Consider the following 23375-nt stretch of genomic DNA (forward strand, 5'->3'; position numbering starts at 1 on the left):
GGCGGGCGCCGGGGGGTCGTAAACCAGTCAGGTCAGTGAAAGATCGGCTTCACCGGACGTCGTCGGGGGAGCGGGGGGCGGGGAGCGGGGAGTGTCAGGACGGGGGTCGGAGCGGTCAGTGGATGATGCCCGTGCGCAGGGCCACCGCGACCATCCCGGCGCGGTCGCCCGTGCCGAGCTTGCGGGCGATGCGGGCCAGGTGGCTCTTGACGGTCAGTGCGGACAGGCCCATCGAGACGCCGATCGCCTTGTTCGACTGGCCCTCCGCGACCAGGCGCAGCACCTCGACCTCGCGGCCGGAGAGCTCGCGGTAGCCGCCCGGGTGGCTCGGGGCGCCCGGGGGGCGGCGGTGCAGACGGGCGGCGGCGGCGCCGATGGGGGCGGCGCCCGGCCGGGTGGGGAGCCCGACGTTGGTACGGGTGCCGGTGACGACGTAGCCCTTGACGCCGCCGGCGAGGGCGTTGCGGACGGCGCCGATGTCGTCGGCCGCGGACAGGGCGAGCCCGTTGGGCCAGCCCGCGGCGCGGGTCTCCGACAGCAGGGTCAGGCCGGAGCCGTCGGGGAGGTGGACGTCGGCGACGCAGATGTCGCGGGGGTTGCCGATGCGGGGACGAGCCTCCGCGACGGACGAGGCCTCGATGACGTCGCGCACACCGAGCGCCCACAGATGGCGGGTGACGGTGGAACGGACGCGCGGGTCGGCCACGACCACCATGGCGGTCGGCTTGTTCGGGCGGTAGGCGACCAGGCTTGCAGGCTGCTCGAGGAGAACGGACACCAGGCCTCCTGGGGTGCGGGGACGGAGCCGGCTCATGGGGGTGAAGCCGGGATGAACCGTGCTTTCAAGGTCACAGTCGTCTTCGGCACCGAACGCGTCCGCCTTTAGAGAATGATCACGATCTGGTGAGTAACAATCCGAGCAATTCGGACACGCTGTCGATCATTCGAAGATCGAACGGTTTCACACTTTGTCGATACGAGGCCGAAAGTGGCCGTGTCGACAAAGTGACGGAACCTCCTCCGGGCGTGCGCACCCCACGCCCGGAACGATGAACGCCCGCTGGTGGAGTGTCAGCGCGACTGCGGGCCGCGCCGCTGCGGCAGCGTCACGACCGAGGCGTCGCCCGGCGCGGCCGGCGGCAGGCCCGCGACCTGGGCCAGCAGGTCGCACCACGAGGAGAGGTGCGCCGCGGTGTCCGGGACGCCGCCCAGACCCTCGCGCGGCGTCCAGGACGCCCGGATCTCGATCTGCGAGGCGGACGGCCGGGCCGAGAGCCCTCCGAAGTAGTGGGAACTCGCACGCGTGACCGTGCCGCTGGGCTCCCCGTACGTCAGCCCGCGCGCCTGGAGCGCGCCGGTCAGCCAGGACCAGCACACGTCCGGCAGCAGCGGGTCCGCCGCCATCTCCGGCTCGAGTTCGGCCCGCACCAGCGTCACCAGCCGGAAGGTCCCGTGCCAGGCCTCGTGCCCGGCCGGGTCGTGCAGGAGCACCAGCCGCCCGTCGGCCAGGTCCTCGTCGCCGTCGACGACGGCGGCTTCGAGCGCGTACGCGTGCGGGGCGAGCCGCTGCGGTGCGCGGGTCGCCTCCACCTCGATCTGCGGCCGCAGCCGCGCGGCCCTGAGTGCCTCCACGGCGGCCGCGAAGGCCGGCGGCGCCGTACTCCCGCCACTCCCGCCACTCTTGCCGTTCCCGCCACTCGCGCCACTCGGGTCGTTCCCGTTGTGACTCCCCTTGTGCCGGGCCTCTTCCTCGGTCCCCTTCGCGTCGTCCATTCCGCCAGCGCCGTCCGACAGTCGTCCCTGAGCCGCAGCCATGCGGGGAACATTAAGCGGAACGGCGGCCCGGCGCAGGGAGGGACACCCGCGTGCGGGCGCGATGTCCGGATCACGCGGTCCCGCGGGGGCGCGGGAGCCGTCCCACCCACGGTCCGGCGCCGTGCGGGGGACATGCGAGACTTGCCCGTGTGAGTGCCAACCAGAGCCCCGCGGGCAAGCAGCCGACCGCCACGTACGACTCCGCGTTCCTCAAGGCGTGCAGGCGTGAGCCGGTGCCGCACACGCCCGTGTGGTTCATGCGGCAGGCCGGGCGCTCACTGCCGGAGTACCTCAAGGTGCGCGAGGGCATCCCGATGCTCGAGTCGTGCATGCGGCCGGAACTGGTCGCCGAGATCACCCTCCAGCCGGTGCGCAGGCACGGCGTGGACGCGGCGATCTACTTCAGCGACATCGTGGTCCCGCTCAAGGCCATCGGCATCGACCTCGACATCAAGCCGGGCGTCGGCCCGGTCGTCGCCGACCCGATCCGCACCCGCGCGGACCTGGCGCGGCTGCGCGAGCTCACCCCCGAGGACGTCGCCTACGTCACCGAGGCCTTCGGCCTGCTCACCCGCGAGCTGGGCGCCACCCCGCTGATCGGCTTCGCGGGCGCGCCGTTCACCCTCGCGAGCTACCTCGTGGAGGGCGGCCCGTCCCGCAACCACGAGCACACCAAGGCCCTCATGTACGGCGACCCGCAGCTGTGGGCCGACCTGCTCGACCGCCTCGCCGGCATCACGGCCGCCTTCCTCAAGGTGCAGATCGAGGCGGGCGCGAGCGCCGTCCAGCTCTTCGACTCCTGGGTCGGCGCGCTGTCCCCCGCGGACTACCGCCGCTCGGTGCTGCCCGCCTCCCGCAAGGTCTTCGAGGCCGTCTCCGGGTACGGCGTGCCGCGCATCCACTTCGGCGTCGGCACCGGGGAGCTGCTGGGCCTCCTCGGCGAGGCGGGCGCGGACGTCGTCGGCGTCGACTGGCGCGTCCCGCTGGACGAGGCCGCCCGGCGCGTCGGCCCCGGCAAGGCGCTCCAGGGCAACCTGGACCCGGCCGTCCTCTTCGCCGGGCGGGAAGCGGTCGAGACCAAGACCCGCGAGATCCTGGACGCGGCGGCGGGGCTCGAGGGCCACGTCTTCAACCTCGGCCACGGCGTCCTGCCGACCACCGACCCGGACGCCCTGACCCGCCTCGTGGAGTACGTCCACACGCAGACCGCGCGCTGACGCACTCCGTGCCGGGGCCCCGTACAGAAGGGCTGCGACTCAGCCCGCGGACCCGTCCGTGAGCACCTCCGCCGCGGCCACCCCCGAGGCCGCGCTCGCGCCGTGGGTGAAGACCTGGGCGGCCGCGGCGGGCGTGGTGCCCGGCAGGCCCATCTCCACCACGATCGCGTCCGGACGGGCGGCGGTCAGACCGGTCACGGCACGGCTCATCCACGCGTGCCGGGCCGCGTCGCGGGCCACGATCACCAGCGGGCGCCCCGCGGCCGGTGCGAGGGCACAGCTCTCCAGCGCCACCGTCCCCTCCTCCAGCTCCTGTCCGCGCACCCGCACGGAGGTCGTGCCGGGCAGCCGCTCGCGCAGCGGTTCCGCCACGCCCCACGGGGTCTCCTTGCCGATGGCCATGTTGGTCACCGGCGCCAGCTCGACCACGTGCGGCGCGGCCGTCAGCGGCAGGGCGGCCCGCGCGGCGCCGGTGAGCCGCACGGCCCGGCGTGCGGCGACGTGCCCGATGCCGTCGCCGGCCGGTTCGCCCGCGGACCCGGCCGCCCGCAGCCCGGCCGACCAGCGGGCGAACTCCCGTACCCGGCCCGCCGCTTCGGCCAGCCGCTCCTCGGGCAGCTCCCCGCCGGTCAACGCGGCCGTCAGCGCCTTGGCCAGCAGTGCGACCGTGGCCTCCTCGGCGCTCTCGCCGCCCACGCAGACGGCGTCCACCCCGGCGGCGACCGCCTTCACCGTGGCGCCGTCGATGCCGTGGCGGCGGGTGACGGCGCCCATCTCGATGGCGTCGCTGACGACCAGGCCGTCGAAGCCCAGCTCCTCGCGGAGCAGGCCGTGGAGGATGGCCCGGCTCAGCGTGGCCGGGAGGCCGGGGTCGTAGGCGGGCACCAGCAGATGGCCGCTCATGACCGCGCGCACCCCGGCCGCGACGGCGGCCCGGAACGGGGGCAGCGCCTGGGCGGCGATCTCGTCCCGCCCGGCCGGGTAGGACGGCAGGTCGTGGTGGGAGTCGACGGCGACGTCCCCGTGGCCGGGGAAGTGCTTGGCGCAGGCGGCGACGCCGGACGACTGGAGGCCGCGGACCCACGCGGCGGTGTGCCGGGCGACCACGTCCGGGTCCGAACCGAAGGAGCGCACGCCGATGATCGGGTTGTCCGGGTTGGAGTTGACGTCCGCGCTCGGCGCGTAGTCGAGGCTCACCCCGGCGGTGCGCAGCTGCCGGCCGAGGTCGGCGGCGACGGCCTCGGTCAGCTCCGCGTCGTCGACGGTGCCGAGGGCGAAGTTGCCCGGCCGGGACGAGCCCGTGGCGGACTCGATGCGGGTGACGTCTCCCGCCTCCTCGTCGATCGCGACGATCAGGTCGGGGTTCTCGGCGCGCAGCTGAGCGGTCAGCCGGGCGACCTGCTCGGTGGAGACGATGTTGCGGGAGAAGAGCACGACGGAGGCCAGTCCGTCGCCGATGTCGCGCAGGATCCAGTCGGGGGCCTCGGTGCCCACGAAACCCGGTTGAAGGACGGAGAGCGCGAGCCGACGCAACTCGCTGCTGTGCTTGCTGGAGGACATCGACCGCGCCTTTCGGATGACTTCTTGGTATAGACCAAGGGGGTGCGCGTTCAGGTTAACCAGACGTGTCAAGGGTGCCGTCGCCCAACTCGGAAGTAACAACTTGCCTAGTCCGGAGGGGTGTTGACACCTTCCCTTGGTCTAGTCCATTGTGAGGCGCAAGTTCGGCGAGGGGCCCATGTGACTCCAGTTACCGCGCCGGACATCAGCCTCGGCCGGACTGCGCAACCGCTGCCGTGGCGACGACTTCCGTGACGACCACCCCGGACGAGACGACCATTCCGGACGAGGGCGCGGACCGGGGACCACCCCGTCCGAGCCGCCCCGTCGCCCCGCTCCCGCCCCCGTGCCGCGAGCGGGCTCCCGCTGCCACCACCGACCTCATGTGCGACGGCCGACCACCGTCGTGCGCACCGCCGTCGCCCGCACGGGGCGACGGCGAGGATCTGGAGCACCCCATGGCGACGCCCGATTCCTACCTCCACCGAGCACCGTCGGACCTGCCCTACTTCAGCGCGGACGCCGACACCTACCTGGCCCGCACCCAGCTCCGCGACCTCGACAAGACCCGTCCGCTGCGGGTGCTGTCCGAGGAGGACTTCGCCCACTGGCAGACATACGGCTACGTCGTCGTGAAGGAGGCGATACCCGCCGGCTCCGCGCGCCGGCTGCTCGACTTCGCCTGGGAGTTCCAGGGCCTGGACCCCGAACGCCCCGACACCTGGTACCAGGACCGCGAATACCGCTCCGACCTCGACCGGGAACTGCACATCTACGGCTTCGTCGAGGCGTACCAGCACCAGCTCATCTGGGACAGCCGCCAGACGCAGCGCGTCTACGACGCCTTCGTCGACGTGTGGGACTGCGAGGAGCTGTGGGTCACCCTGGACCGGCTCAACCTCAACCCGCCCAACACGGGCAACCGCGACCGCGCCCTGATCGACAAGCCGGACCGCGGCTTCGACATCGAGCTGCACTGGGACGTCGACACCACGCTCGGCGTCCTGCCCCAGCGCGTCCAGGGCATCATCGCGCTCAACGACACCAAGCCCGACCACGGCGGCTTCCAGTGCTGCCCCGAGCTGTTCCGCCGCTTCGACCGCTGGAAGGCCCTCCAGCCCGAGGACCGCGACCCGATCCGGCCCGCGATCGACCGCGAGGACATGCCCGTCGTACGGCCCGACCTGGAGGCCGGCGACCTGCTCATCTGGAACGGCCTGCTGGCCCACGGAGTCGCCCCCAACGTCTCCGGCGAGGGCGTCCGGGCGGTCCAGTACCTGTCGATGATGCCCGCGCTGGAGACCCACCGCACCCTGCGCGACTCCCGCGTCGACTCCTGGCGCACCCTCGCCACCCCCGACTGGAACGCCACCCTCCTCGGTGACGCCCACCGGCACGAGTCCGAACGCTACGGTCCCGCCGAACTGACCGAACTGGGCGCGAAACTGCTGGGCCTGACCTCCTGGCACGGGGACGCCGGCACCGACGGCGACCGCACGGACGAGGCGACCGACGAGGCCACCGGGGACGCCGCATGCGCAGCATCTGCCTGACCCTCCCCACCAACCGGCACTGCCCGGACACGATCACGGCCCTGGGCGCGGAAGCCGCCCACGCCGCCGACCACTTCGACATCGATGTCCACCTGCTGGTCCTCGACTCCTGCCCGGCCGAGGACCGCGCCGCCCACGCCGACGCCTTGCGGCTCCTGCCGGACCACCCCCGGATCACCGTCCACCACCTCGACGAGGCCGCCCAGCGCGACTTCCTCACCCGGGTGACGGCACGCTCCGGCAGCACCAAGCCCGGACTGCTCCTCGACCTGATGCTCCCCGACGGGCTGTCCTACGGTGCCTGCACCAACCGCGCCTTCCTGATCGCGGCCGCGCTCGGCTGCGAGTCCGTCCACCGCAGGGACTCCGACAGCCGCTACCAGAGCGTGGACGGCCGTCCGGTCTTCCCCGTCCACCACGAGCTGCTGTCCCTCGGCGCACGCGCCGCCGACGCCGTGCCCCACGTCACCGAGTCGACCCTGACCGGCGCCCTGCTGGAGCGGCGGGTCGCCATGGTGGGCAGCTCCTTCGTGGGGGAACTCTCCGTCGACATCGCGCGGATACGGGACGCCGACCCCGACGTCTACCGCGACGTCGTCTCCCTCTGGGCGCCCGAGGGCTGGTCCGCCGAGCGGAAGCACGCACTGGTCGAGGAGTCCTTCACCGGCGCCGGCACCGAACCCTTCGCGGCCGACCACGCGCTGCTGACGGTGGTCGACCCGATGCGCGTGGACATGTGCAACATCGCCTTCCACGGCGCGACGGTCGCCGAACGCGTTCCGCTGCCGCCCGCCCGGGACACCATCGGCAGCGACTACTTCCTCATCCACCTCGTGCACGACGCCCGGCTGCCCGGTGTGCTGCACAACCGCAACATCGTCAACTACCACACCGGCGAACGCAGGACCGGCCCCGGCTTCCTCGCCTACCAGACCCGCTTCGCCAAGTTCCTGCTGTCGATGCTCTACTTCCACTTCGTCTACGACCGCATGGCCGAAGCCGGCGACGCGCTGCTGGACGAGCACGGCCGGGCCCGCCCCGGCGCCGTCGCCGCCCTGGCCCGCGAGAGCACCGGCCTGGACACCGGGGAGAACGTCCGCAGGCTCGACGCCCTCGACACCGCCTACCGGCGGCTCGGCGGCAGATACGCCGACGTCGCCGACCACCTGGCCGGCCGCCGCGCCCACCTCCTCGACGAGGCGCGCGACGACATGGCGGACTTCGCGCTGCTCACGGAGGCGTGGGAGGGGATGGTGACCGCCGCCAGGGCCACCCCCGTCGAGCTGCCCGAGGGACAGCCGCGGTGAGCGCGCCGACGGCCGCGGGCCTCAGCGCGCCCCTCGCCGCCGCCCTCGCCGCCGCCACCGAGGACCGGCTCGTGTACGACCTGGCCGGCATCGAGGAGCGCCACGACGCGCTCCTGCGTGAACTGCCCGGCGTACGGGTGCGGTTCGCGATGAAGGCCTGCCCGGTCGACGAGGTCCTCGCCGCCCTGGCCCGCCGGGGCGCCGGGGCCGACGCGGCCGGACCCGGCGAGGTGGAGCAGGCGCTGCGGGCCGGCATGCCGGTCGGACGCGTGCACTACGGCAACACCGTCAAGTCCGACCGGAACATCGCCGAGGCGTACCGGCTGGGCGTGCGCACCTTCGCCACCGACAGCCTCCAGGACGTGGCCGCCCTCGCCGAACACGCCCCCGGCGCACGCGTGTTCTGCCGGGTGGCGACCGGCGGGGCGGGCGCGGTGTGGGGACTGAGCAACAAGTTCGGCTGCCCGCCCCGCGACGCCGTCCGGGTACTGGAGGCGGCCCGGGACGCCGGGCTGGTGCCGGCGGGCCTGTCCGTCCACGTCGGCTCCCAGCAGATGACGGGCGAGGCGTGGCACGGCGCCGTCGAGGACCTGGGCGAGGTCCTCGGCACCCTCGGCCGGCGCGGCATCCGCGTCGACCACGTCAACCTCGGCGGCGGACTGCCCGCGCTCGGCTACCGGGACCGGCGCGGCACCCCTCTCGACCCACCGCTGGACAAGATCTTCGCGGTGATCCGGGAGGGCATGGACGAACTGCGCCGGATCCACGGCGGTCCCCTGGACTTCGTCGTCGAACCGGGACGGCACCTCGTCGCCGACCACGGGGCGATCCGCGCCCACGTCGCCCGGCTCACCGAACGCCGGGCCGCGGACGGCGAACGGCAGCACTGGCTCTACCTGAGCTGCGGCAAGTTCAACGGCCTGTACGAGATGGACGCCCTCCAGTACCGGCTGGTCTTCCCGGGCCACCCCGACGGCCCGTACGTCCCGGCCGTGGTCGCGGGACCCACCTGCGACAGCGACGACGCCTACTCCCACCAGGAGGGACTGGTCCCGGTGCCCCGGGCGCTGGCCTCGGGCGACCCGGTCTGGGTGCTGTCCTGCGGCGCCTACGCGACCAGCTACACCACCCTCGGCTTCAACGGCTTCGCCCCGCTGCCGTACGCCTGGGCGGGCGGCCAGGAGGGGACCGGCGCCGATGGCTGACACCGTACGCGTACGCACCCTGGCCGACGGGGACTGGGACGCGGTCGTCACGCTGGAGCGGGACGCCTACACCGGCCTCGGCCTGTCGGAGGGCCGGGCCGCGCTCCAGTCCAGGGCGGCGGCGTCCCCGGACACCTGCTTCGTCGTGGACGTCGGCGCCCGCACGGCCGGCTACCTGCTCGCCCTGCCGTATCCGCCGCACCGCTACCCGGACCTGGCGCGGGGCGAGCAGCGGACCGCGACCGCGTGTCCACCCGGGAACCTCCACCTCCACGACATCGTCGTCGCCCCCGGCCTGCGCCGCACGGGACTCGCACGGCACCTCCTGCACCACCTCACCGGCACCGCACGGGCGCGCGGCGACGAGCGGATCTCCCTGGTCGCCGTGGGCGGCACCGAGCCCTTCTGGACGGCGCGCGGCTTCGTGCCCGAGCCGGGCGTCGTGCCGGCCGGCGAGTACGGCGGCGAAGCCGTCTACATGTCCAGGCCGGTGGCGGCCGCCCGGCAGACCCGGCCCCGCCCGTCCCTCTCCCCGCCCCCGCCCGCCCCCACCCTGCGCGAAGTGAGCTGATTGCGCGTGTCCCGTCTCCACGATCCGTTCCGGCGCGGCCAGCTGGCGATCGCCGCACTGTTCCTGTCCCTCGGCTTCCAGTACGCCACCTGGGCCGCGCGGATTCCCGCGATCAAATCCGACCTCGGCCTGAGCGCGGCCGAGGTGGGGGTCCTCCTCATGGCCGCGGGCGTCGGCGCGGCGGTGTCCTTCCCCGCGGTCGCCTGGCTGATGCGCCGCATGGGCTCGCGCCGGCTGTCCCTGCTGTCCCAGCTCGGCCTCGCCCTGCTGCTGCTCGCCCTGGCGGCGGCGCCGAACTACCCGGTGGCCCTGCTGGTGATGTGTGCCGACGGCGTCCTCGTCGGCTGCCTGAACGTGGCCATGAACGCGCAGGGGGCGGCCCTGGAGGCACGGCACGAACGCAACACGATGGCGAGGCTGCACGCCGTCTTCAGCGCCGGCTCCCTGCTCGCGGCCCTGCTCGCCTCCGGCATGACCGCCGCCACCGGATCGGTCGCGGCGCACTTCGGGGTCGCCGTCGCGCTGCTCGTCGCCCTCGGTGCCACGGCCCGCACCGGACTGCTCGACGACGCGACCACGCCCGACGGGACGGAACCGGCCGCCGCGGAAGCCCCCGCCGACCCGGAGCCCGCCCGCCGTCGCTGGACCCTCCCCTCCCGCCCGACCCTGTGGATGTGCTGCGCCATGGTCTTCGGCACCGTCGCCGAGGGCGCCATGAACGACTGGTCCGCCCTCTACCTGAAGGACGTCGCCGAGGCGTCGGCGGAACTCGCCCCGCTCGGCATCGCCGTGGTGTCCGGGATGATGGTCGTCGCCCGCCTCTTCGCCGACGGCTGGCGCAGCCGCTTCGGCGACGGACGGGTCGTCCTCCTCGGCAGCGCCGTGGCCGCCACCGGCCTCGCCGCCGCCCTGGTCAGCGGCGGCGTCGCCCCGGCCCTGGCGGGCTTCGCCTGCATGGGCCTGGGCATCGCGGCCGTGACCCCCTGCGTCTACGCGGCCGCCGCCCGGCAGGGCTCGGACGCGCTGACGCTGGTCGCCGCCATGGGCACCACGGGACTGCTGGCCGGACCGCCGCTCATCGGCTTCGTCGCCGGTGCGAGCAGCCTGGCCTGGGGCATGGGCGCCGTGGCCGCCTCTGCGGGCGCCGTCGCGCTGTGCGGCACCCGCATCCGCTGGACCGCCCCCACCGCCCCCGTCGCGCGGAGCGAGGCGACCCCGGCCTGACCCCACGGGGGCATGCCGTGCCCGCCACTCACCACCCCGGTCGCGCCCGCCTGCCGAACAGCAGCCCGCGCGGCTCGGGCGGGGGACGGGTGCCCCGCCGCAGCGGCCAGGCGATCAGCATGCCGACGACGAAGCCGACGACGTGGGCCACGTACGCCACCGTGCCCGCGTCGGACACGGCCCCGCCGGAGGAGTAGACCGCCTGGAGCCCGAACCAGAAGCCCAGCACCAGCCAGGCCGGCAGCCGCAGCGGCAGGAAGATCAGGAAGGGCACCAGGACCCAGACGCGGGCCCTCGGATACAGCACCAGATAGGCGCCGAGCACCCCGGCGATCGCGCCCGACGCGCCGATCAGCGGAGCGCCCGAGCCGGAGTTGAGGAGGGCGAAGCCGTAGGTCGCCGCGTAGCCGCAGACGCCGTAGAAGAGCAGGAAGGGGACGTGGCCCATCCGGTCCTCGACGTTGTTGCCGAAGATCCACAGGAACAGCATGTTGCCCAGCAGGTGCAGCCAGCCGCCGTGCAGGAACATCGCCGTCAGGACGCTCAGCTCCGGCGACTTGTCGTAGCCGGGCGGCGCGACCACGCAGCCCGGCCCCTGCGGGCCGACCCCGACGGCGCCGGTGGGCACCAGGCGCGGCATCCGGTGCTGGAGCAGCTCCTGCGGCACCGCCGCCCAGTGGTCCAGAAACGCCTGGAGGTCGCACATCTGCGCGAGGCTGCCGTCGCCCGTCGCCGACCCGGTCATGCCGGGGGTGAACAGGAACACCAGGACGTTCGCGAGGATCAGGGCGTACGTCACCCACGGGGTGCGGCGCGCCGGGTTCACGTCATGGACGGGGATGACCACGAGACACTTCTGCCCGCCCGGCGGACGGCGAACCGGTTCGCCCGTTGAACGCCCCCGTCCGTGTGTACGTATGCCCTCTCAACCGCCCGCGGCCCGGGGAAGGCGGGGCGCGGGGACGACGTGAGGAAACAGGCGATGAACGAACGGGTCACACCGGCTCCCGCGCTGCACGCCCTGCCCGACGGCGAGGCCGAGGTCGCCCTCGTGCTCCGGCTGCCCTGGGAGGACGTCGCCCGGCTCGGCCAGGAGGCGGGGCGGCTGGCCGCGCAGACGCAGCGGCCGGTGACACTGGACGAGGCGGTGAGCCACCGGCTGCGCTCCACGCGGGCCGCGTCCCACGCCAGGCCGGCCGGTGAGCAGCCGCCCGCGGTGGGCTCCCCGGTGCCGGCGACCGCGCCGGCCTCGGTGTCCTCCCTGCCGGCCCGGCCCCCGGCCGAGCAGGCGCGGCAGGCCATCGACCGGATCAACGGAACGGCGTAGCGCCCGGCACGGTCGCTCGGCTGCGTCACTCAGCCCTGCTGTTCGGCTGAGCCGCTCCCGCGCTCCCGCGCTGCCGCTCGGCTACGCCGCTCAGCCCTGCTGCTCGACCGCCCGCACCGTCTTGCGGGCGGCCACCAGCACCGGGTCCCACACCGGGGAGAAGGGCGGTGCGTAACCGAGGTCCAGGGCGGTCATCTGCTCGACCGTCATCCCGGCCGTGAGGGCCACCGCGGCGATGTCGACCCGCTTGCCCGCGCCCTCACGGCCGACGATCTGCACGCCGAGCAGCCGCCCGGTGCGCCGCTCCGCCAGCATCTTCACCGTCATCGGGGAGGCGTTCGGGTAGTAGCCCGCGCGGCTGGTGGACTCGATGGTCGCCGTCACGAACCGCAGCCCCGCCCGCAGCGCGTCCTTCTCCCTGAGGCCGGTCCGCGCGATCTCCAGGTCGCACACCTTGCTGACCGCCGTACCGACCACGCCCGGGAAGGTGGCGTAGCCGCCGCCGGCGTTGGTGCCGATGACCTGCCCGTGCTTGTTGGCGTGCGTACCCAGCGGGATGTGCCGCTCCTGCCCGGAGACCAGGTCGAGCACCTCCACGCAGTCGCCGCCCGCCCAGATGTTCTCGTGGCCGCGCACCCGCATCGCCAGGTCCGTCAGCAGCCCGCCGTGCGCGCCGAGCGGCAGCCCCGCCGCCGCGGCGAGCCCGGTCTCGGGACGGACCCCGATGCCGAGCACCACCACGTCCGCCGGGTACTCGGCGTCCTTGGTCGCCACCGCCCGGACCCGGCCGTCGTCCCCGGTCAGCACCTCGGTGACCTCGGCGCCGTTCACCATGGTGATGCCCAGACCCTCCATGGCCGTGCGCACCATGCGGCCCATGTCGGGGTCGAGCGTGGCCATCGGCTCCCGGCCGCGGTTGACGACCGTCACCTCGTAGCCGCGGTTGATCAGCGCCTCGGCCATCTCCACGCCGATGTACCCGGCGCCGACGACCACCGCGCGACGGCCGCGCGTGCGGGCCAGCGTGTCGAGCAGCGCCTGCCCGTCGTCCAGCGTCTGCACCCCGTGCACGCCGGCCGCGTCGACGCCCGGCAGCTCGGGCCGGACCGGCCGCGCCCCGGTCCCGATCACCAGCTTGTCGTACGACGTCCAGGACTCGGCCCCGGAATCGACGTCACGCGCGCGTACCCGCCCGCCGGCCACGTCGATCTCCGTGACCTCGGTGCGCATCCTGAGGTCGATGTCCCGGGCGCGGTGCTCCTCGGGCGTGCGCGCGATCAGCGCGTCCCGTTCGGCCACGTCGCCGCCGACCCAGTACGGGATGCCGCACGCCGAGAACGAGCTGAAGTGACCGCGTTCGAACGCCACGATCTCCAGCTCGTCCGGGCCCTTCAGCCGACGCGCCTGCGACGCCGCGGACATCCCCGCGGCGTCGCCGCCGATCACGACCAGCCGTTCCCTCTTCCCGCCGCCAGCGCTCATGTTCATGCGAACACGCTACGTGGGCGGGATCCTTCAGTCCCCCGCCCCGGGTTCTTGCCCGCTCGGCGCCTGCGGACGGCGCGGCAGCCGGGGGCGCACGACCCGCAGCCACAGCAGCGCGAGCAGCGCCGCCACCATCGCGAACGGCAGCACCGCGCCGAGCACCACCGCCAGCCAGCGCAGCATCGTCACGAAGGCGTCCCAGCCGCCGGCCAGCGCGTCCAGGAACCCGGGGTCCTCGTCCTCCTTCTTCTCGACGTGCTTCACCGGCGTCTCCGACAGGGAGAGGGTGACGGTGGCCAGGCTCGTGCGGTCCTTCAGGGAGGCCTGCCGGGCGAGCAGTGCCTCCAGCTCCGCCTGACGGGTGCTCAGCTCGCCCTCCAGGGTCACCACGTCGTCCAGCTCCGTCGCCCGGTCCATCAGCTCGCGGACGCGGGCCACGCTGGCGCGCTGCGACTTGACGCGGCTGTCCACGTCCACCACCTGGTCGGTGACGTCCTCGGCCTTCGCCTCGCGCCGCAGCAGCTTCCCGGCGCCCTCCAGCTCGTCGAGGACGTCCTCGTATCGCTCCACGGGCACGCGGAGCGTCACCTCGGTGCGCTCGTGGCCCTCGGCGTCCCGGCTGGTGCTCTCGTCACCGACGTAACCGCCGGCGTTCTCGGTCGCGGTGCGGGCCGCGTCGAGTGCCTTGGACGTGTCCTTGACCTGAACGCTCAGGGAGACGGTGCGGATGAGGTGGGCCGCGGCGAGCTCGGGCGGCGCGCTCTCCCCGGCACGGCCGGACCCGGCCTCACCGGCCGCGCCTGCCTTGCCGTCGGCCTGCGAGCCCTCCGCCTGCGAGCCCTGCTGCGGCGCGGCGGCCTTGCCGCCCCCGTCGGAGCCGGCGTCCGAGGCGCTGCATCCGGTGAGGGCGAGCGCCGTCACCAGCAGCAGGCCGGCCAGGGCCCGGGCGGGCGGCGCGGACCTCCTCGTGGTCGCTCGTCGTGCCTGCATCGCGGGTACCCCCCGGGGTCGTAGCGGCTGATGTCTCTACGACGCGCGCGGAGGGTCGTGCGACGGCGCGGAACGGTCCCGAAGAGATCACGGTCCGGACTCGCGGCCGGACTCGCGGCCGGACTCGCGGCCGGAAGGGCGCCGGACGGGCGAACGGGTCGCGCGGGAACCTGTGGGCCCGGGGCCTGGGCCGTCCGGCCCCGGGGCGGTGTCGGTGGCGTCTGAGACGCTGGGGGCATGAGCGCAAGTGAGACCCCGGCGGGCGAGTTCCCCCCGGAACAGGGCCCCGGACACGTAGTCGTCGTAGGAGCCGGCATCGCCGGACTGGCCGCCGCCCACCGCCTCCTGGAGGCCGGCGCCCGGGTGACCGTCCTGGAGGCGTCCGACCGCGTCGGCGGCAAGCTGCTGCCCGGCGAGATCGCCGGCGTACGCGTCGACCTCGGCGCCGAGTCGATGCTGGCCCGCCGCCCCGAGGCCGTCGGCCTGGCCCGCGCGGCCGGACTCGCCGACCGCCTCCAGCCGCCGTCCACCGCGACCGCCTCCCTGTGGACCCGCGGCGCGCTGCGCCCCATGCCCAAGGGCCACGTCATGGGCGTCCCCGGCACCGCCGCCGCCCTGTCCGGCGTGCTCTCCGCGGAGGGCCTCGCCCGCATCGGACGCGACGCCGAACTGCCCCGCACCGAGGTCGGCGACGACGTGGCCGTGGGGGAATACGTCGCCGCGCGCCTGGGCCGCGAGGTCGTCGACCGCCTCGTCGAGCCGCTGCTGGGCGGCGTCTACGCGGGCGACGCCTACCGCATCTCGCTCCGCTCGGCCGTGCCCCAGCTCTTCGAGGCCGCCCGCACCCACACCTCCCTCACCGAGGCCGTCCGCGCCCTCCAGGGCCGCACGGCCACCTCACCGCCGAGCGGCCCGGTGTTCATGGGCATCGAGGGCGGCATCGGCACCCTGCCGCCCGCCGTCGCCGACTCGGTCCGCGCGCGCGGCGGCGAGATCCTCACGCGGGCGCCCGTCACCGAGCTGCGCCGCACCGCGTCCGACGGCTGGCGGATCGTCGCCGGCGACCGGGTGCTGCACGCCGGCGCGGTCGTCGTCGCCGTCCCGGCCGGTCCCGCCGCCGAGCTGCTGCGCGCCGAGGCGCCCGCCGCCGCGGCCGAGCTGTCCGCGGTGGAGTACGCCTCGATGGCCCTGGTCACCCTCGCCTACCGCCGCTCGGACGCCGCCGCGCTCCCCGAGGGCAGCGGCTTCCTCGTACCGCCGGTCGACGGGCACACCATCAAGGCGTCCACCTTCGCCTCCCGCAAGTGGGGCTGGATCGCCGACGAGGACCCGGACCTGGTCGTCCTGCGCACCTCGGTGGGCCGGTACGGCGACACGGAGATCCTCGGCCGCGACGACGAAGGCCTCGTCGCCGTCTCCCGGCACGACCTGGGCGAGGCCACCGGCCTGACCGCCGCGCCGGTCGCCACCCGTGTCACCCGCTGGCAGGACGGCCTGCCGCAGTACCCCGTCGGCCACCACGCGCGCGTGGCCCGCGTCCGCGAACACGTCGCGAAACTCCCGGGCCTCGCGGTGTGCGGCGCGGCGTACGACGGCGTCGGCATCCCGGCGAGCATCGCGAGCGCGTACGCCGCCGCCGACCAGATCCGGGGCGACCTGCGCGGTGTGGAGGAGCTCACGGCCCACCCGGTGCGGAGTCTGCACGGCGGAGCGGGAGAATAGGGCCATGAGTGACGACGCCTCCACCCCCGCCGCCGAGCGGATCCCGAACAAGGGCAAGCTGGCCAAGGACCTCAACGAGGTCATCCGGTACACCCTCTGGTCCGTGTTCAAGCTCAAGGACGGCCTCCCCGAGGACCGCGCCGGGTACGCCGACGAGGTCCAGGAGCTGTTCGACCAGCTCGCCGCGAAGGACGTGACGATCCGCGGCACCTACGACCTGTCCGGTCTGCGCGCGGACGCCGATCTGATGATCTGGTGGCACGCCGAGACCGCCGACCAGCTCCAGGAGGCGTACAACCTCTTCCGCCGCACGAAGCTCGGCCGTGCGCTGGAGCCGGTCTGGTCGAACATGGCGCTGCACCGCCCCGCCGAGTTCAACCGCTCGCACATCCCGGCCTTCCTGGCCGACGAGACGCCGCGCAACTACATCAGCGTCTACCCGTTCGTGCGCTCGTACGACTGGTACCTGCTGCCCGACGAGGACCGCCGCCGCATGCTCGCCGACCACGGCAAGATGGCCCGCGGCTACCCGGACGTGCGTGCCAACACGGTCGCCTCCTTCTCGCTGGGCGACTACGAGTGGATCCTCGCCTTCGAGGCCGACGAGCTGCACCGCATCGTCGACCTCATGCGCCACCTGCGCGGCTCCGAGGCCCGCCGCCACGTCCGCGAGGAGATCCCGTTCTTCACGGGTCGTCGGAAGGACATCGGCGAGCTGGTCGCCGGGCTGGCCTAGTCAGGCCTTCGGCGCCGCGGCCTGCCTCGGCTCCGGTTCCGGGCGCGGGGCGCACGACGTGTCCCGCGCCGGGAGGCGGCCGTCGAGGAGGTACGCCTCCAGGTGGCCGTTGACGCAGTCGTTCGGCCCGCCCGCGATGCCGTGCGTCCCCGCGTCCCGCTCGGTCACCAGCACCGAGCCCGACAGCCGCCGCCGCAGCTCCAGCGCGCCCTCGTACGGCGTCGCCGCGTCCCGTTCCGCGGCCAGGACCAGCGTCGGCGGCAGCTCACCCGGCGCGGTGCGCACGTCGAGGGGCTGCTGCCGGGGCACCCGCCAGTAGGCGCACGGCAGGTTCGTCCACACGTTGTCCCAGGTCTCGAACGGCGCCCGGCGGGCCAGCCGGGTGTTGTCCCGGTCCCAGACCTCGAAGTCGGCCGGCCAGGGCGCGTCGTTGCACTCGACGGCCGTGTACACGGCGTTGGAGTTCTCCGCCGCGACGGCGCCCTCCTCGGTCCGCGTCCCCGCCTGGTCGATCAGCGGCTGCGGGTCGCCCTTCAGATAGGCCGACAGCGCCTCGGCACGGTGCGGCCAGTAGTCGTCGTAGTACCCGGCCTTCAGCATCGCGCCCTGCAACTGCGCGGGCCCCACCGTCCCGCCCGCGGGCTCCGCCGCCAGCCGTGCGCTCGCCTCCTCGTAGGCGTCCTGCACCTGCCGCGCCGTGTCCCCGAGCCCGTACACGGCGTCGTGCCCGGCGACCCACTCCTTGAAGTCGTCCCAGCGGTCCTCGAACGCCTCCGACTGCTCCAGGTTGTTCCGGTACCAGACCTGCTCCGGGTCCGGGTTCACCACCGCGTCGAACACCATCCGCCGTACGTGCGAGGGGAACAGCTCGGCGTACAGCGCGCCGAGGTAGGTGCCGTACGACGCGCCCATGAAGGTGAGCCGCCGCTCGCCCAGCGCGGCGCGGACGACCTCCAGGTCACGGGCGTTGTTGAGCGAGTGGTAGTGCCGCAGCGCGTCCCCGCCCCGTTCCGCGCAGTCGCGCGCGTACGCCTCGGCCTCGGCGGCCCGCTGCTCCTTGTACGCGTCCGAAGGCCGCGTCGGGGCGGGGCGCGGCCCCTTGAAGAAGTCGCCGGGGTCCTGGCAGGACAGCGGCGCGGAGGGCGCGACGCCGCGCGGGGCGTAGCCGACGAGGTCGTAGGCGGCGGCGATCCGCTTCCACTCGGGCACCATGCCGACCAGCGGGAAGTACAGCCCGGAGGCGCCGGGGCCGCCCGGGTTGTAGAGGAGGGCCCCCTGTCCGTCCACCCGGCGTCCGCCGCCCTCGGGGTCCTTGTGGGTGGCCCGCACCCGGCTCACGGTCAGCTCGATCCGCTTCCCGTCGGGGTGGGCGTAGTCCAGGGGCACGGACACCGTGCCGCAGCGGATGCCGTCCGGCAGCTTCTCCGCCCTCGGGCACGCCCCGAACTCGATCCCGGCCGCCGCCGCGCGCCGGGCGGCCACGGCGGTCCCGCTCGCCTCGGCGGACCCGGGCCCGGCCGCGGGCGCCGGGGTGGCCTCCGCGGGCACGGCGGCGAGGGTGGTCAGCAGCAAGGACCCGGCGGCCGAGTAGAGGGCGGCAGCTCGCATCGCGTATCCCTTCGGTGCACGGTGTGACACAAGGGATGTTTGGTGCGGCGGCCCGGCGGGGCAAGCACCGCCCGCGGGTGTCGCCGCCGAGTGCCCCCCGCACGCCCCCGGCGCGTCAGGCCCGGCGCTCCCAGTGGTCCCCGGCGTACTTCTCGCGATGGGCGAAGGCCGCCCGCAGGTCCGGCTCGCCGATCGCGTGCACGCCCCGCACGGCGACCGAGGTGAGGAAGGTCCGGTCGTCCGCCGTGCCGTCCGCCTGCCGGACGAGGGCGCCGACCAGCCGTTGCCCGGCCGGGGAGGCCCAGCGCGCCTGCGGGTGGATCTCCATGCGCGTGATGGCGAGGCACCCGAGCGTCAGGGCGAGCGGCAGCGCGAACCAGAGGGCGATGAGCGGGCGTGGCTCGGTGGCGGGCAGCGGCAGCGCCAGAGCGGCCAGGCCGAGCGCGCACACGGCCACCGCGGCGACCCGCACCCGCCGCACCCCGGCCGTGACACCGCCGGTGCCGCCGTCGGGTACGGCGAGGCCCGCGCCGACCAGCCGGTCGGCCAGGCCCCGTACCGCGTCGGCGGCGGCCGCGGCGGCCCGTACCGGCGCTATCCGGGACTGTCCCCCGGGGCCTATCGCCCCTATGACCGACCGCTCCATGTCGTCCCGGCCGCACGGGTCCACGACCGTCGCCCAGCCGGTGTGCGCGAGCAGCAGCCGCCGCTGGCGTGCCATGGAGACGAGGGTCAGGTCGGCCACCCGCCGCGGGCCGCCGGACAGGAACGCCGCCTCGTACAGGGTCAGCGTGTGCTCGGGAGCCGCGGCGCGCGGGCCGACGGCGGCCGCGCGTACGGCGGCCAGGCACAGCCGCAGACAGGCGAGGCCGGCGACGGCCCAGGCCGACAGGAGGAAAAGGACCCAGAACATGCCGTATATCTATGCCAAGGCTTTCGCCGGCGCCACGCCCTGTTCACATTCCGGGACACGGTGTTGTGGGTATGTGACGTTCCGTTTGGTGATGTCCCCCGAGGCCGTCCCCCGGCTCAGCGGCGCAGCAGAACCCGCCTGGTCGCACGGGCCAGCCGGGCCCCGGGACGCCTGGAACGCGGCACCGGCCCCGACCGGTCCAGCCACCACTCCCGCAACGCCCTCCGCACGGCCGGGTCCTCGTCCCCCGGCGCCGTCCGCAGCACGTGCGCGGCGAAGTCGAGGGCGTCCCGCCGGTAGCCGCCGGTCAGCGGGGACCCCTGCGCGTAGGCGAGGAAGGCCGGCCGGTACCGCGCGCCCAGGATCACCGGCAGCTCCGGCGCGACCTTCCCGACCACGTCGGCCCGCTTCCCGGCGAGTGCCCGGGCCTGCACTCCCAGCCGCACCCGGTCGAACCCCTCGGGCACCGGCGTCCCCGCGACCAGCGCGGACAGCAGCGCGGCCTGCGCGAGCCCGAGCCGCTGGCGTACGGCGTCGCCGGCAGACCCGGACCCGGACCCGGACCCGGCGCCAGAGGAGGTGCGTGGCGCCGCCCCGCCCGTCACGGCCGCGCAACTCCCCGCCCGCCCCTTCGCGACGGCGGTGCGGATCGCCTCCACCTCACCGCTCAGCCCGTCGCCGTCGGGGAAGTTCTCGTCCCGCTCCAGCAGGACGCCCGGCGGTGCGACACGCGAGGCGAGGTCGGTCAGGATGTCGAGCACCGGCTGCGCGACGGGGTGGGCGTGGCTGTCGTGCCAGACGCCGTCCCGCTCGAAGCCGCCCGCGACATGGACGTAGGCGAGGGCCTCCAGGGGCAGTTCGGCGAGCGCCTCGGCCGGGTCCGCGCCGAGGTTGACGTGGTTGGTGTGCAGGTTGGCCACGTCGATCAGCAGCCGCACCCCCGTCCGGTCGGCCAGCTCGTAGAGGAACTGGCCCTCCGTCAGCTCCTCGTCCGGCCAGGCGACGAGCGCCGCGATGTTCTCCACGGCGAGCGGTACGGGCAGCGCGTCCTGCGCGATGCGCACGTTCTCGCACAGCACGTCGAGGGCGTCACGGGTGCGCGGCACGGGCAGCAGGTGCCCCGCCTCCAGCGCCGGTGAGGCGGTCAGCGCGCCGCCCGCCCGGACGAACGCGATGTGCTCGGTGACCAGCGGCGCCCCCAGGACCTCCGCCCGCTCGGCCAGCGCCGCCAGCCGCCCCGCGTCCGGCCGCTCCGCGCCGCCGAGCCCGAGGGAGACCCCGTGCGGTACGACGGTGACCCCGCGCTCGCGCAGCCGCAGCAGCGAGTCGGGCAGATGCCCGGGACACAGGTTCTCGGACACCGCCTCGACCCAGTCGATGCCGGGCATCCGCTCGACGGCGTCCGCGATCTCCGGCCGCCATCCGATTCCGGTGCCCAGTCGCGCCGTTCGCCCCATGATCGCGTCCCCCTTCGCCGCACACATGCCGGGGATATCGCCCGCCCGGCCCGGGCCGAACCACGGGCGGGGCTTGTTCAGAGCAACATCTGAGGTTCCTACCGCCGCAGCGCCGGATGGTCCGCGACCACCGTGCACGAGCCCGGCGCGATCTCCGTGAAGCCGGCGTCGCGCACCACCGGCAGGCCGCCGGTGGTGAGGCCGCCCCAGCGGGCCGGGTCCGCGGTGCGTACCGACAGCGGGAAGCCCGCCTCGCGCCACGCCGACCGCTCGCCGTCGGACAGCGCCCACCAGGCGAGCTGCGCCCCGTGGCCGGCCTGGGCCATCGCCTTGCCCGCCGACATGTCCAGGTCCGGGTTCATCCAGAGCACCGGCGCGGCGGGGTCGGCGGCGGCCGGCGGCTCCGGGTCGTCGAGGTCGGTGCCGGAGACCTGGAGGCGGGCCAGGTCCTTGGGCCAGCCGTCCAGCGGGACCGGCGGGAAGACCCGCACCTCGGCGCTCTTGCCGGTGACCGTGATGCCGGGCAGTGCCTCGGCCCGCCGCCACTCCGCGCCCCGGGCCCGGCGTACGACCTTGCGGATGCGCGCGTCCTGCCAGTCCCGCATCGCCCGCGCCCACGCGCCGTCACCGGTCGACCGCTCGTCGCCGAGCATCACCAGCACCGCGCGCGCCGCGGTCTCCAGCGCGTCGGTACGGGGTGGCGGCGCCGCCCGCTCGATGCGCACGACGAGCGGGAGCACGAACTGCGGCGCGAGGTCGCGGTCGCCGGGCTCGGCGCGGAAGGGACTGTCGGGGGTCGGCGCCGCGGCCGGGGCCGCGGCTGGGACGGAGGCGGGGACGGGCGTCGTCGGGTCGTTGCTCACGCCCTACAGTCTGCCAAGTCGCCCGACCGGGGCCGCCGGGCCTCCCGCCCGCGAGAGTATGAGCCCCATGCAGAGCGAGCTACGGCTGGACGGCGTGGGCCGCCGGTACGGCATCCGCGGCCCCTGGGTGCTGCGCGGCGTCGACCTCGGCGTGCCGCCAGGAACCCTCGTCCGCGTCGAGGGCACCAACGGCACCGGCAAGTCCACGCTGCTGCGGCTGCTCGCCGGGATCGACGCCCCCACCGAGGGCAGGGTCACCGGCCGCCCCCGTACCGCCTACGTCCCCGAACGCTTCCCGCCCGCCCTGCCCTTCACCGCCGCCGGGTACCTCACCCACCTCGGCACCGTCCACGGGCTGTCCCGCCGGGCGGCGGCCCGTGCGGCGGGGCAGTGGCTGGAGCGGCTGGGGGCCGCCGGGTACGCCGGCACACGGCTCTCCCGGCTGTCCAAGGGCGGCAGCCAGAAGGTGGCGGTGGCGCAGGCGCTGGTCGCCGAGCCGGAACTGCTGGTCCTCGACGAGGCCTGGACCGGGCTCGACGCGGGCGCGCGGGGCGAGCTGGAACGGGCGGTCGCCGAACGGGTGGCGGGGGGCGGTGCCGTGGTCTTCGTCGACCACGATCCGGGCCGCCTGGCCGGGGCGCCCGACGCCGTGTACACCGTGCGCGACGGCACGCTGCACCGCCGTACCGGTCCCGCCCCGGCGGCCGCCGGACCGCGGGTCGTCGTCCGGGTACAGGGGCCGCCGGGCGCCGCACTGCCCGCCGACGCGTACCGGACGGCCGCCTCGACGGAGGAGACCGGCCCCGGGTCCCACACGATCGGTGTCCCCGCCTCGCACTCCGACGTCCTGCTGCGCACGCTCCTGACCGCCCGTCCGCCCTGGCACGTGGTGAGCGTGCACGCCCCGGAGGACCCCCGATGACCGCTCTCCTGCGCTACCAGGCGGCCCTCCTGCTGCGCTCCCAGCGCTGGCTGCCGCCCGTCGTCCTGTATGCCGCCGCGCTCGGCGTCGGAGTACAGGGAGGGCAGCCGGTGCTCGACTCGCTGGGCTGGGCGGCGGCCGTGCTGCTGCCGGTCGCGGCCTGGCTGGTGCGGATCTGCGTCACCGGTGAGCCGCCCGCCGCGCGGGGGTGCGTGTCCGCGGCCCGCGGTCCCGCGCGGGCCCATCTGGCCTCCGTGCTCGTGGCGCTGGCCGCCGCGACCGTCCTCGGCGCGGTGGCGACCGTCGTCGTGACGCTGATCAGCGACCCGGTCAGCACCGGTCACGGCACGCGCGTACCGCTGCTCCCCGCCGGCGGCGCCGGACTGCTCGCCGCGCTGGTGTGCGCCCTGCTCGGCACCGCCGTCGGCGCGCTCACCGCCTGGCCGGTGCTGCGCTCGCCAAGCCGCGCGGTGCCCGCGCTGCTGCTGGCGGCCCTGCTGGCGCTGGTGGCGTCGGGGTCCCCGGCACGGGCGGCGGTCGGCGGCCTGGTCACCGGGTCGAAGTCGGGCGCGGTCCCGCTGCCGCTGCTGCCGCTGGCCGGGGCGGCGGTCGTCGCCGCGGCCGCGACCGCCGCGGCCTGTGCGCTCAGCTCGCGCAGGACGTCAGCCTGAACAGGCGGTCCGCTGGGCCTCCTGCCACTCGCAGACCGGGCAGAGCGTGATCCCCTTGTACGACTCCGGGTACTCCGTCGGCTCCCGGCACACGACGCAGTCCGCGTACGGCGGGCCGTCGGCCCTGGGCGGCCGGGGCGCCGAGTCGATCAGGGAGTAACCGCCGGGCTCGCAGCCGGAGCCGGAGCCGTCCGGGCCTTGGTCGTGGTCGCTGGTCATGTCTCCAGCG

At 74.8% G+C, this 23375-nt stretch carries 22 protein-coding genes; 11 read left to right on the forward strand and 11 right to left on the reverse strand.

Annotated elements, in window-relative coordinates; genetic code table 11:
* Nucleotides 1-115: 115 nt before the first annotated feature.
* Nucleotides 116-778, reverse strand: a complete 663-nt coding sequence (locus tag Sco07f_RS10045) for a response regulator transcription factor (RefSeq protein ID WP_003972894.1) — start codon at nt 776-778, stop codon at nt 116-118.
* 293 nt (nt 779-1071) lie between these two features.
* Nucleotides 1072-1815, reverse strand: a complete 744-nt coding sequence (locus Sco07f_RS10050) for a DUF3000 domain-containing protein (protein WP_042825429.1) — start codon at nt 1813-1815, stop codon at nt 1072-1074.
* A gap of 149 nt (nt 1816-1964) precedes the next feature.
* Between Sco07f_RS10050 and hemE the strand changes: the two genes are divergently transcribed.
* Nucleotides 1965-3032 carry a uroporphyrinogen decarboxylase gene (gene hemE, locus Sco07f_RS10055; RefSeq protein ID WP_007445256.1) on the forward strand — a complete coding sequence of 356 codons (1068 nt, stop codon included), beginning with the start codon at nt 1965-1967 and terminating at the stop codon, nt 3030-3032.
* A 39-nt stretch (nt 3033-3071) separates the two neighbouring features.
* Here hemE and Sco07f_RS10060 read toward each other — a convergent pair whose 3' ends face one another.
* Nucleotides 3072-4592 (reverse strand): glycoside hydrolase family 3 protein, encoded by a 1521-nt coding sequence (locus Sco07f_RS10060; RefSeq protein ID WP_108987598.1) that lies wholly within the window; start codon nt 4590-4592, stop codon nt 3072-3074.
* Between the two features lie 458 nt (nt 4593-5050).
* On the opposite strand from Sco07f_RS10060, the gene Sco07f_RS10065 reads away from it, so the two are divergent.
* Genes Sco07f_RS10065 through Sco07f_RS10085 form a run of 5 tightly spaced genes read left to right on the forward strand, consistent with a single transcriptional unit; the run spans nt 5051 to nt 10452 of the window.
* Entirely contained in the window at nt 5051-6145 is a 1095-nt protein-coding gene (locus tag Sco07f_RS10065; protein WP_087789193.1) for a phytanoyl-CoA dioxygenase family protein, read from the forward strand.
* The gene (locus Sco07f_RS10070) at nt 6127-7452 is read left to right on the forward strand and encodes a DUF6271 family protein (protein ID WP_108987599.1); all 1326 of its coding nucleotides are present in this window, start codon (nt 6127-6129) and stop codon (nt 7450-7452) included. Before Sco07f_RS10065 ends, Sco07f_RS10070 begins: the two co-directional genes overlap by 19 nt.
* Entirely contained in the window at nt 7449-8657 is a 1209-nt protein-coding gene (locus tag Sco07f_RS10075) for a type III PLP-dependent enzyme domain-containing protein (RefSeq protein WP_108987600.1), read from the forward strand. The genes Sco07f_RS10070 and Sco07f_RS10075 overlap by 4 nt, the downstream gene beginning before the upstream one ends.
* Nucleotides 8650-9228, forward strand: coding sequence for a GNAT family N-acetyltransferase (locus Sco07f_RS10080; protein ID WP_108987601.1), 579 nt, complete (start codon nt 8650-8652; stop codon nt 9226-9228). Before Sco07f_RS10075 ends, Sco07f_RS10080 begins: the two co-directional genes overlap by 8 nt.
* Before the next feature lie 6 nt (nt 9229-9234).
* Complete coding sequence (locus tag Sco07f_RS10085; RefSeq protein ID WP_108987602.1) at nt 9235-10452, forward strand: MFS transporter; 1218 nt, start codon at nt 9235-9237, stop codon at nt 10450-10452.
* 28 nt (nt 10453-10480) lie between these two features.
* On the opposite strand, the gene Sco07f_RS10090 is transcribed toward Sco07f_RS10085, so the two are convergent.
* Nucleotides 10481-11299 (reverse strand): rhomboid family intramembrane serine protease, encoded by an 819-nt coding sequence (locus tag Sco07f_RS10090; RefSeq protein ID WP_108987603.1) that lies wholly within the window; start codon nt 11297-11299, stop codon nt 10481-10483.
* A gap of 135 nt (nt 11300-11434) precedes the next feature.
* Between Sco07f_RS10090 and Sco07f_RS10095 the strand changes: the two genes are divergently transcribed.
* On the forward strand, nt 11435-11779 hold the full coding sequence (locus Sco07f_RS10095; protein WP_087789188.1) for a hypothetical protein: 345 nt from the start codon (nt 11435-11437) through the stop codon (nt 11777-11779).
* Nucleotides 11780-11869: 90 nt separating this feature from the next.
* Here Sco07f_RS10095 and Sco07f_RS10100 read toward each other — a convergent pair whose 3' ends face one another.
* Both Sco07f_RS10100 and Sco07f_RS10105 read right to left on the reverse strand, forming a co-directional pair.
* On the reverse strand, nt 11870-13267 hold the full coding sequence (locus tag Sco07f_RS10100; RefSeq protein WP_108987604.1) for an FAD-dependent oxidoreductase: 1398 nt from the start codon (nt 13265-13267) through the stop codon (nt 11870-11872).
* A 27-nt stretch (nt 13268-13294) separates the two neighbouring features.
* Nucleotides 13295-14254 carry a DUF4349 domain-containing protein gene (locus Sco07f_RS10105; protein WP_087789186.1) on the reverse strand — a complete coding sequence of 320 codons (960 nt, stop codon included), beginning with the start codon at nt 14252-14254 and terminating at the stop codon, nt 13295-13297.
* A 237-nt stretch (nt 14255-14491) separates the two neighbouring features.
* Between Sco07f_RS10105 and hemG the strand changes: the two genes are divergently transcribed.
* Together hemG and hemQ are read left to right on the forward strand one after the other, a co-directional pair.
* Nucleotides 14492-15976, forward strand: a complete 1485-nt coding sequence (hemG, locus tag Sco07f_RS10110) for a protoporphyrinogen oxidase (protein WP_087789185.1) — start codon at nt 14492-14494, stop codon at nt 15974-15976.
* A 4-nt stretch (nt 15977-15980) separates the two neighbouring features.
* Complete coding sequence (hemQ, locus tag Sco07f_RS10115) at nt 15981-16712, forward strand: hydrogen peroxide-dependent heme synthase (protein ID WP_007445291.1); 732 nt, start codon at nt 15981-15983, stop codon at nt 16710-16712.
* Here the strand turns inward: hemQ and Sco07f_RS10120 are convergent, their stop codons facing one another.
* The 4 genes from Sco07f_RS10120 to Sco07f_RS10135 form a co-directional block, all read right to left on the reverse strand.
* Nucleotides 16713-18320: an alpha/beta hydrolase gene (locus Sco07f_RS10120; protein ID WP_167468060.1), complete on the reverse strand. Its 1608-nt coding sequence runs from the start codon at nt 18318-18320 to the stop codon at nt 16713-16715.
* A 115-nt stretch (nt 18321-18435) separates the two neighbouring features.
* Nucleotides 18436-19233 carry a TIGR04222 domain-containing membrane protein gene (locus Sco07f_RS10125; protein ID WP_108987606.1) on the reverse strand — a complete coding sequence of 266 codons (798 nt, stop codon included), beginning with the start codon at nt 19231-19233 and terminating at the stop codon, nt 18436-18438.
* A gap of 116 nt (nt 19234-19349) precedes the next feature.
* Nucleotides 19350-20690 carry an MbnB/TglH/ChrH family RiPP precursor modification enzyme gene (locus Sco07f_RS10130; RefSeq protein WP_108987607.1) on the reverse strand — a complete coding sequence of 447 codons (1341 nt, stop codon included), beginning with the start codon at nt 20688-20690 and terminating at the stop codon, nt 19350-19352.
* 98 nt (nt 20691-20788) lie between these two features.
* Entirely contained in the window at nt 20789-21553 is a 765-nt protein-coding gene (locus Sco07f_RS10135) for an aminoacyl-tRNA hydrolase (RefSeq protein WP_108987608.1), read from the reverse strand.
* Between the two features lie 67 nt (nt 21554-21620).
* On the opposite strand from Sco07f_RS10135, the gene Sco07f_RS10140 reads away from it, so the two are divergent.
* Together Sco07f_RS10140 and Sco07f_RS10145 are read left to right on the forward strand one after the other, a co-directional pair.
* A complete protein-coding gene (locus tag Sco07f_RS10140; RefSeq protein WP_108987609.1) occupies nt 21621-22475 on the forward strand; it encodes an ABC transporter ATP-binding protein in 855 nt (284 codons plus the stop codon).
* Nucleotides 22472-23146: an ABC transporter gene (locus tag Sco07f_RS10145; RefSeq protein WP_108987610.1), complete on the forward strand. Its 675-nt coding sequence runs from the start codon at nt 22472-22474 to the stop codon at nt 23144-23146. The genes Sco07f_RS10140 and Sco07f_RS10145 overlap by 4 nt, the downstream gene beginning before the upstream one ends.
* Here Sco07f_RS10145 and Sco07f_RS10150 read toward each other — a convergent pair.
* Complete coding sequence (locus Sco07f_RS10150) at nt 23138-23365, reverse strand: hypothetical protein (RefSeq protein WP_108987611.1); 228 nt, start codon at nt 23363-23365, stop codon at nt 23138-23140. The genes Sco07f_RS10145 and Sco07f_RS10150 overlap by 9 nt on opposite strands.
* Nucleotides 23366-23375 lie beyond the last annotated feature (10 nt).

The sequence above is a fragment of the Streptomyces coelicoflavus genome, from assembly GCF_003112555.1.
GTDB classification, from domain to species: Bacteria; Actinomycetota; Actinomycetes; order Streptomycetales; family Streptomycetaceae; genus Streptomyces; species Streptomyces coelicoflavus.

Coding starts and splice junctions, on each gene's coding strand:
- Sco07f_RS10050 (WP_042825429.1), bottom strand. CDS start 1,815: ATGGCTGCGGCTCAGGGACGACTGTCGGACGGCGCTGGCGGAATGGAC.
- Sco07f_RS10060 (WP_108987598.1), bottom strand. CDS start 4,592: ATGTCCTCCAGCAAGCACAGCAGCGAGTTGCGTCGGCTCGCGCTCTCC.
- Sco07f_RS10065 (WP_087789193.1), top strand. CDS start 5,051: ATGGCGACGCCCGATTCCTACCTCCACCGAGCACCGTCGGACCTGCCC.
- Sco07f_RS10070 (WP_108987599.1), top strand. CDS start 6,127: ATGCGCAGCATCTGCCTGACCCTCCCCACCAACCGGCACTGCCCGGAC.
- Sco07f_RS10080 (WP_108987601.1), top strand. CDS start 8,650: ATGGCTGACACCGTACGCGTACGCACCCTGGCCGACGGGGACTGGGAC.
- Sco07f_RS10095 (WP_087789188.1), top strand. CDS start 11,435: ATGAACGAACGGGTCACACCGGCTCCCGCGCTGCACGCCCTGCCCGAC.
- Sco07f_RS10100 (WP_108987604.1), bottom strand. CDS start 13,267: ATGAACATGAGCGCTGGCGGCGGGAAGAGGGAACGGCTGGTCGTGATC.
- Sco07f_RS10105 (WP_087789186.1), bottom strand. CDS start 14,254: ATGCAGGCACGACGAGCGACCACGAGGAGGTCCGCGCCGCCCGCCCGG.
- hemG (WP_087789185.1), top strand. CDS start 14,492: ATGAGCGCAAGTGAGACCCCGGCGGGCGAGTTCCCCCCGGAACAGGGC.
- hemQ (WP_007445291.1), top strand. CDS start 15,981: ATGAGTGACGACGCCTCCACCCCCGCCGCCGAGCGGATCCCGAACAAG.
- Sco07f_RS10120 (WP_167468060.1), bottom strand. CDS start 18,320: ATGCGAGCTGCCGCCCTCTACTCGGCCGCCGGGTCCTTGCTGCTGACC.
- Sco07f_RS10125 (WP_108987606.1), bottom strand. CDS start 19,233: ATGTTCTGGGTCCTTTTCCTCCTGTCGGCCTGGGCCGTCGCCGGCCTC.
- Sco07f_RS10130 (WP_108987607.1), bottom strand. CDS start 20,690: ATGGGGCGAACGGCGCGACTGGGCACCGGAATCGGATGGCGGCCGGAG.
- Sco07f_RS10140 (WP_108987609.1), top strand. CDS start 21,621: ATGCAGAGCGAGCTACGGCTGGACGGCGTGGGCCGCCGGTACGGCATC.
- Sco07f_RS10145 (WP_108987610.1), top strand. CDS start 22,472: ATGACCGCTCTCCTGCGCTACCAGGCGGCCCTCCTGCTGCGCTCCCAG.
- Sco07f_RS10150 (WP_108987611.1), bottom strand. CDS start 23,365: ATGACCAGCGACCACGACCAAGGCCCGGACGGCTCCGGCTCCGGCTGC.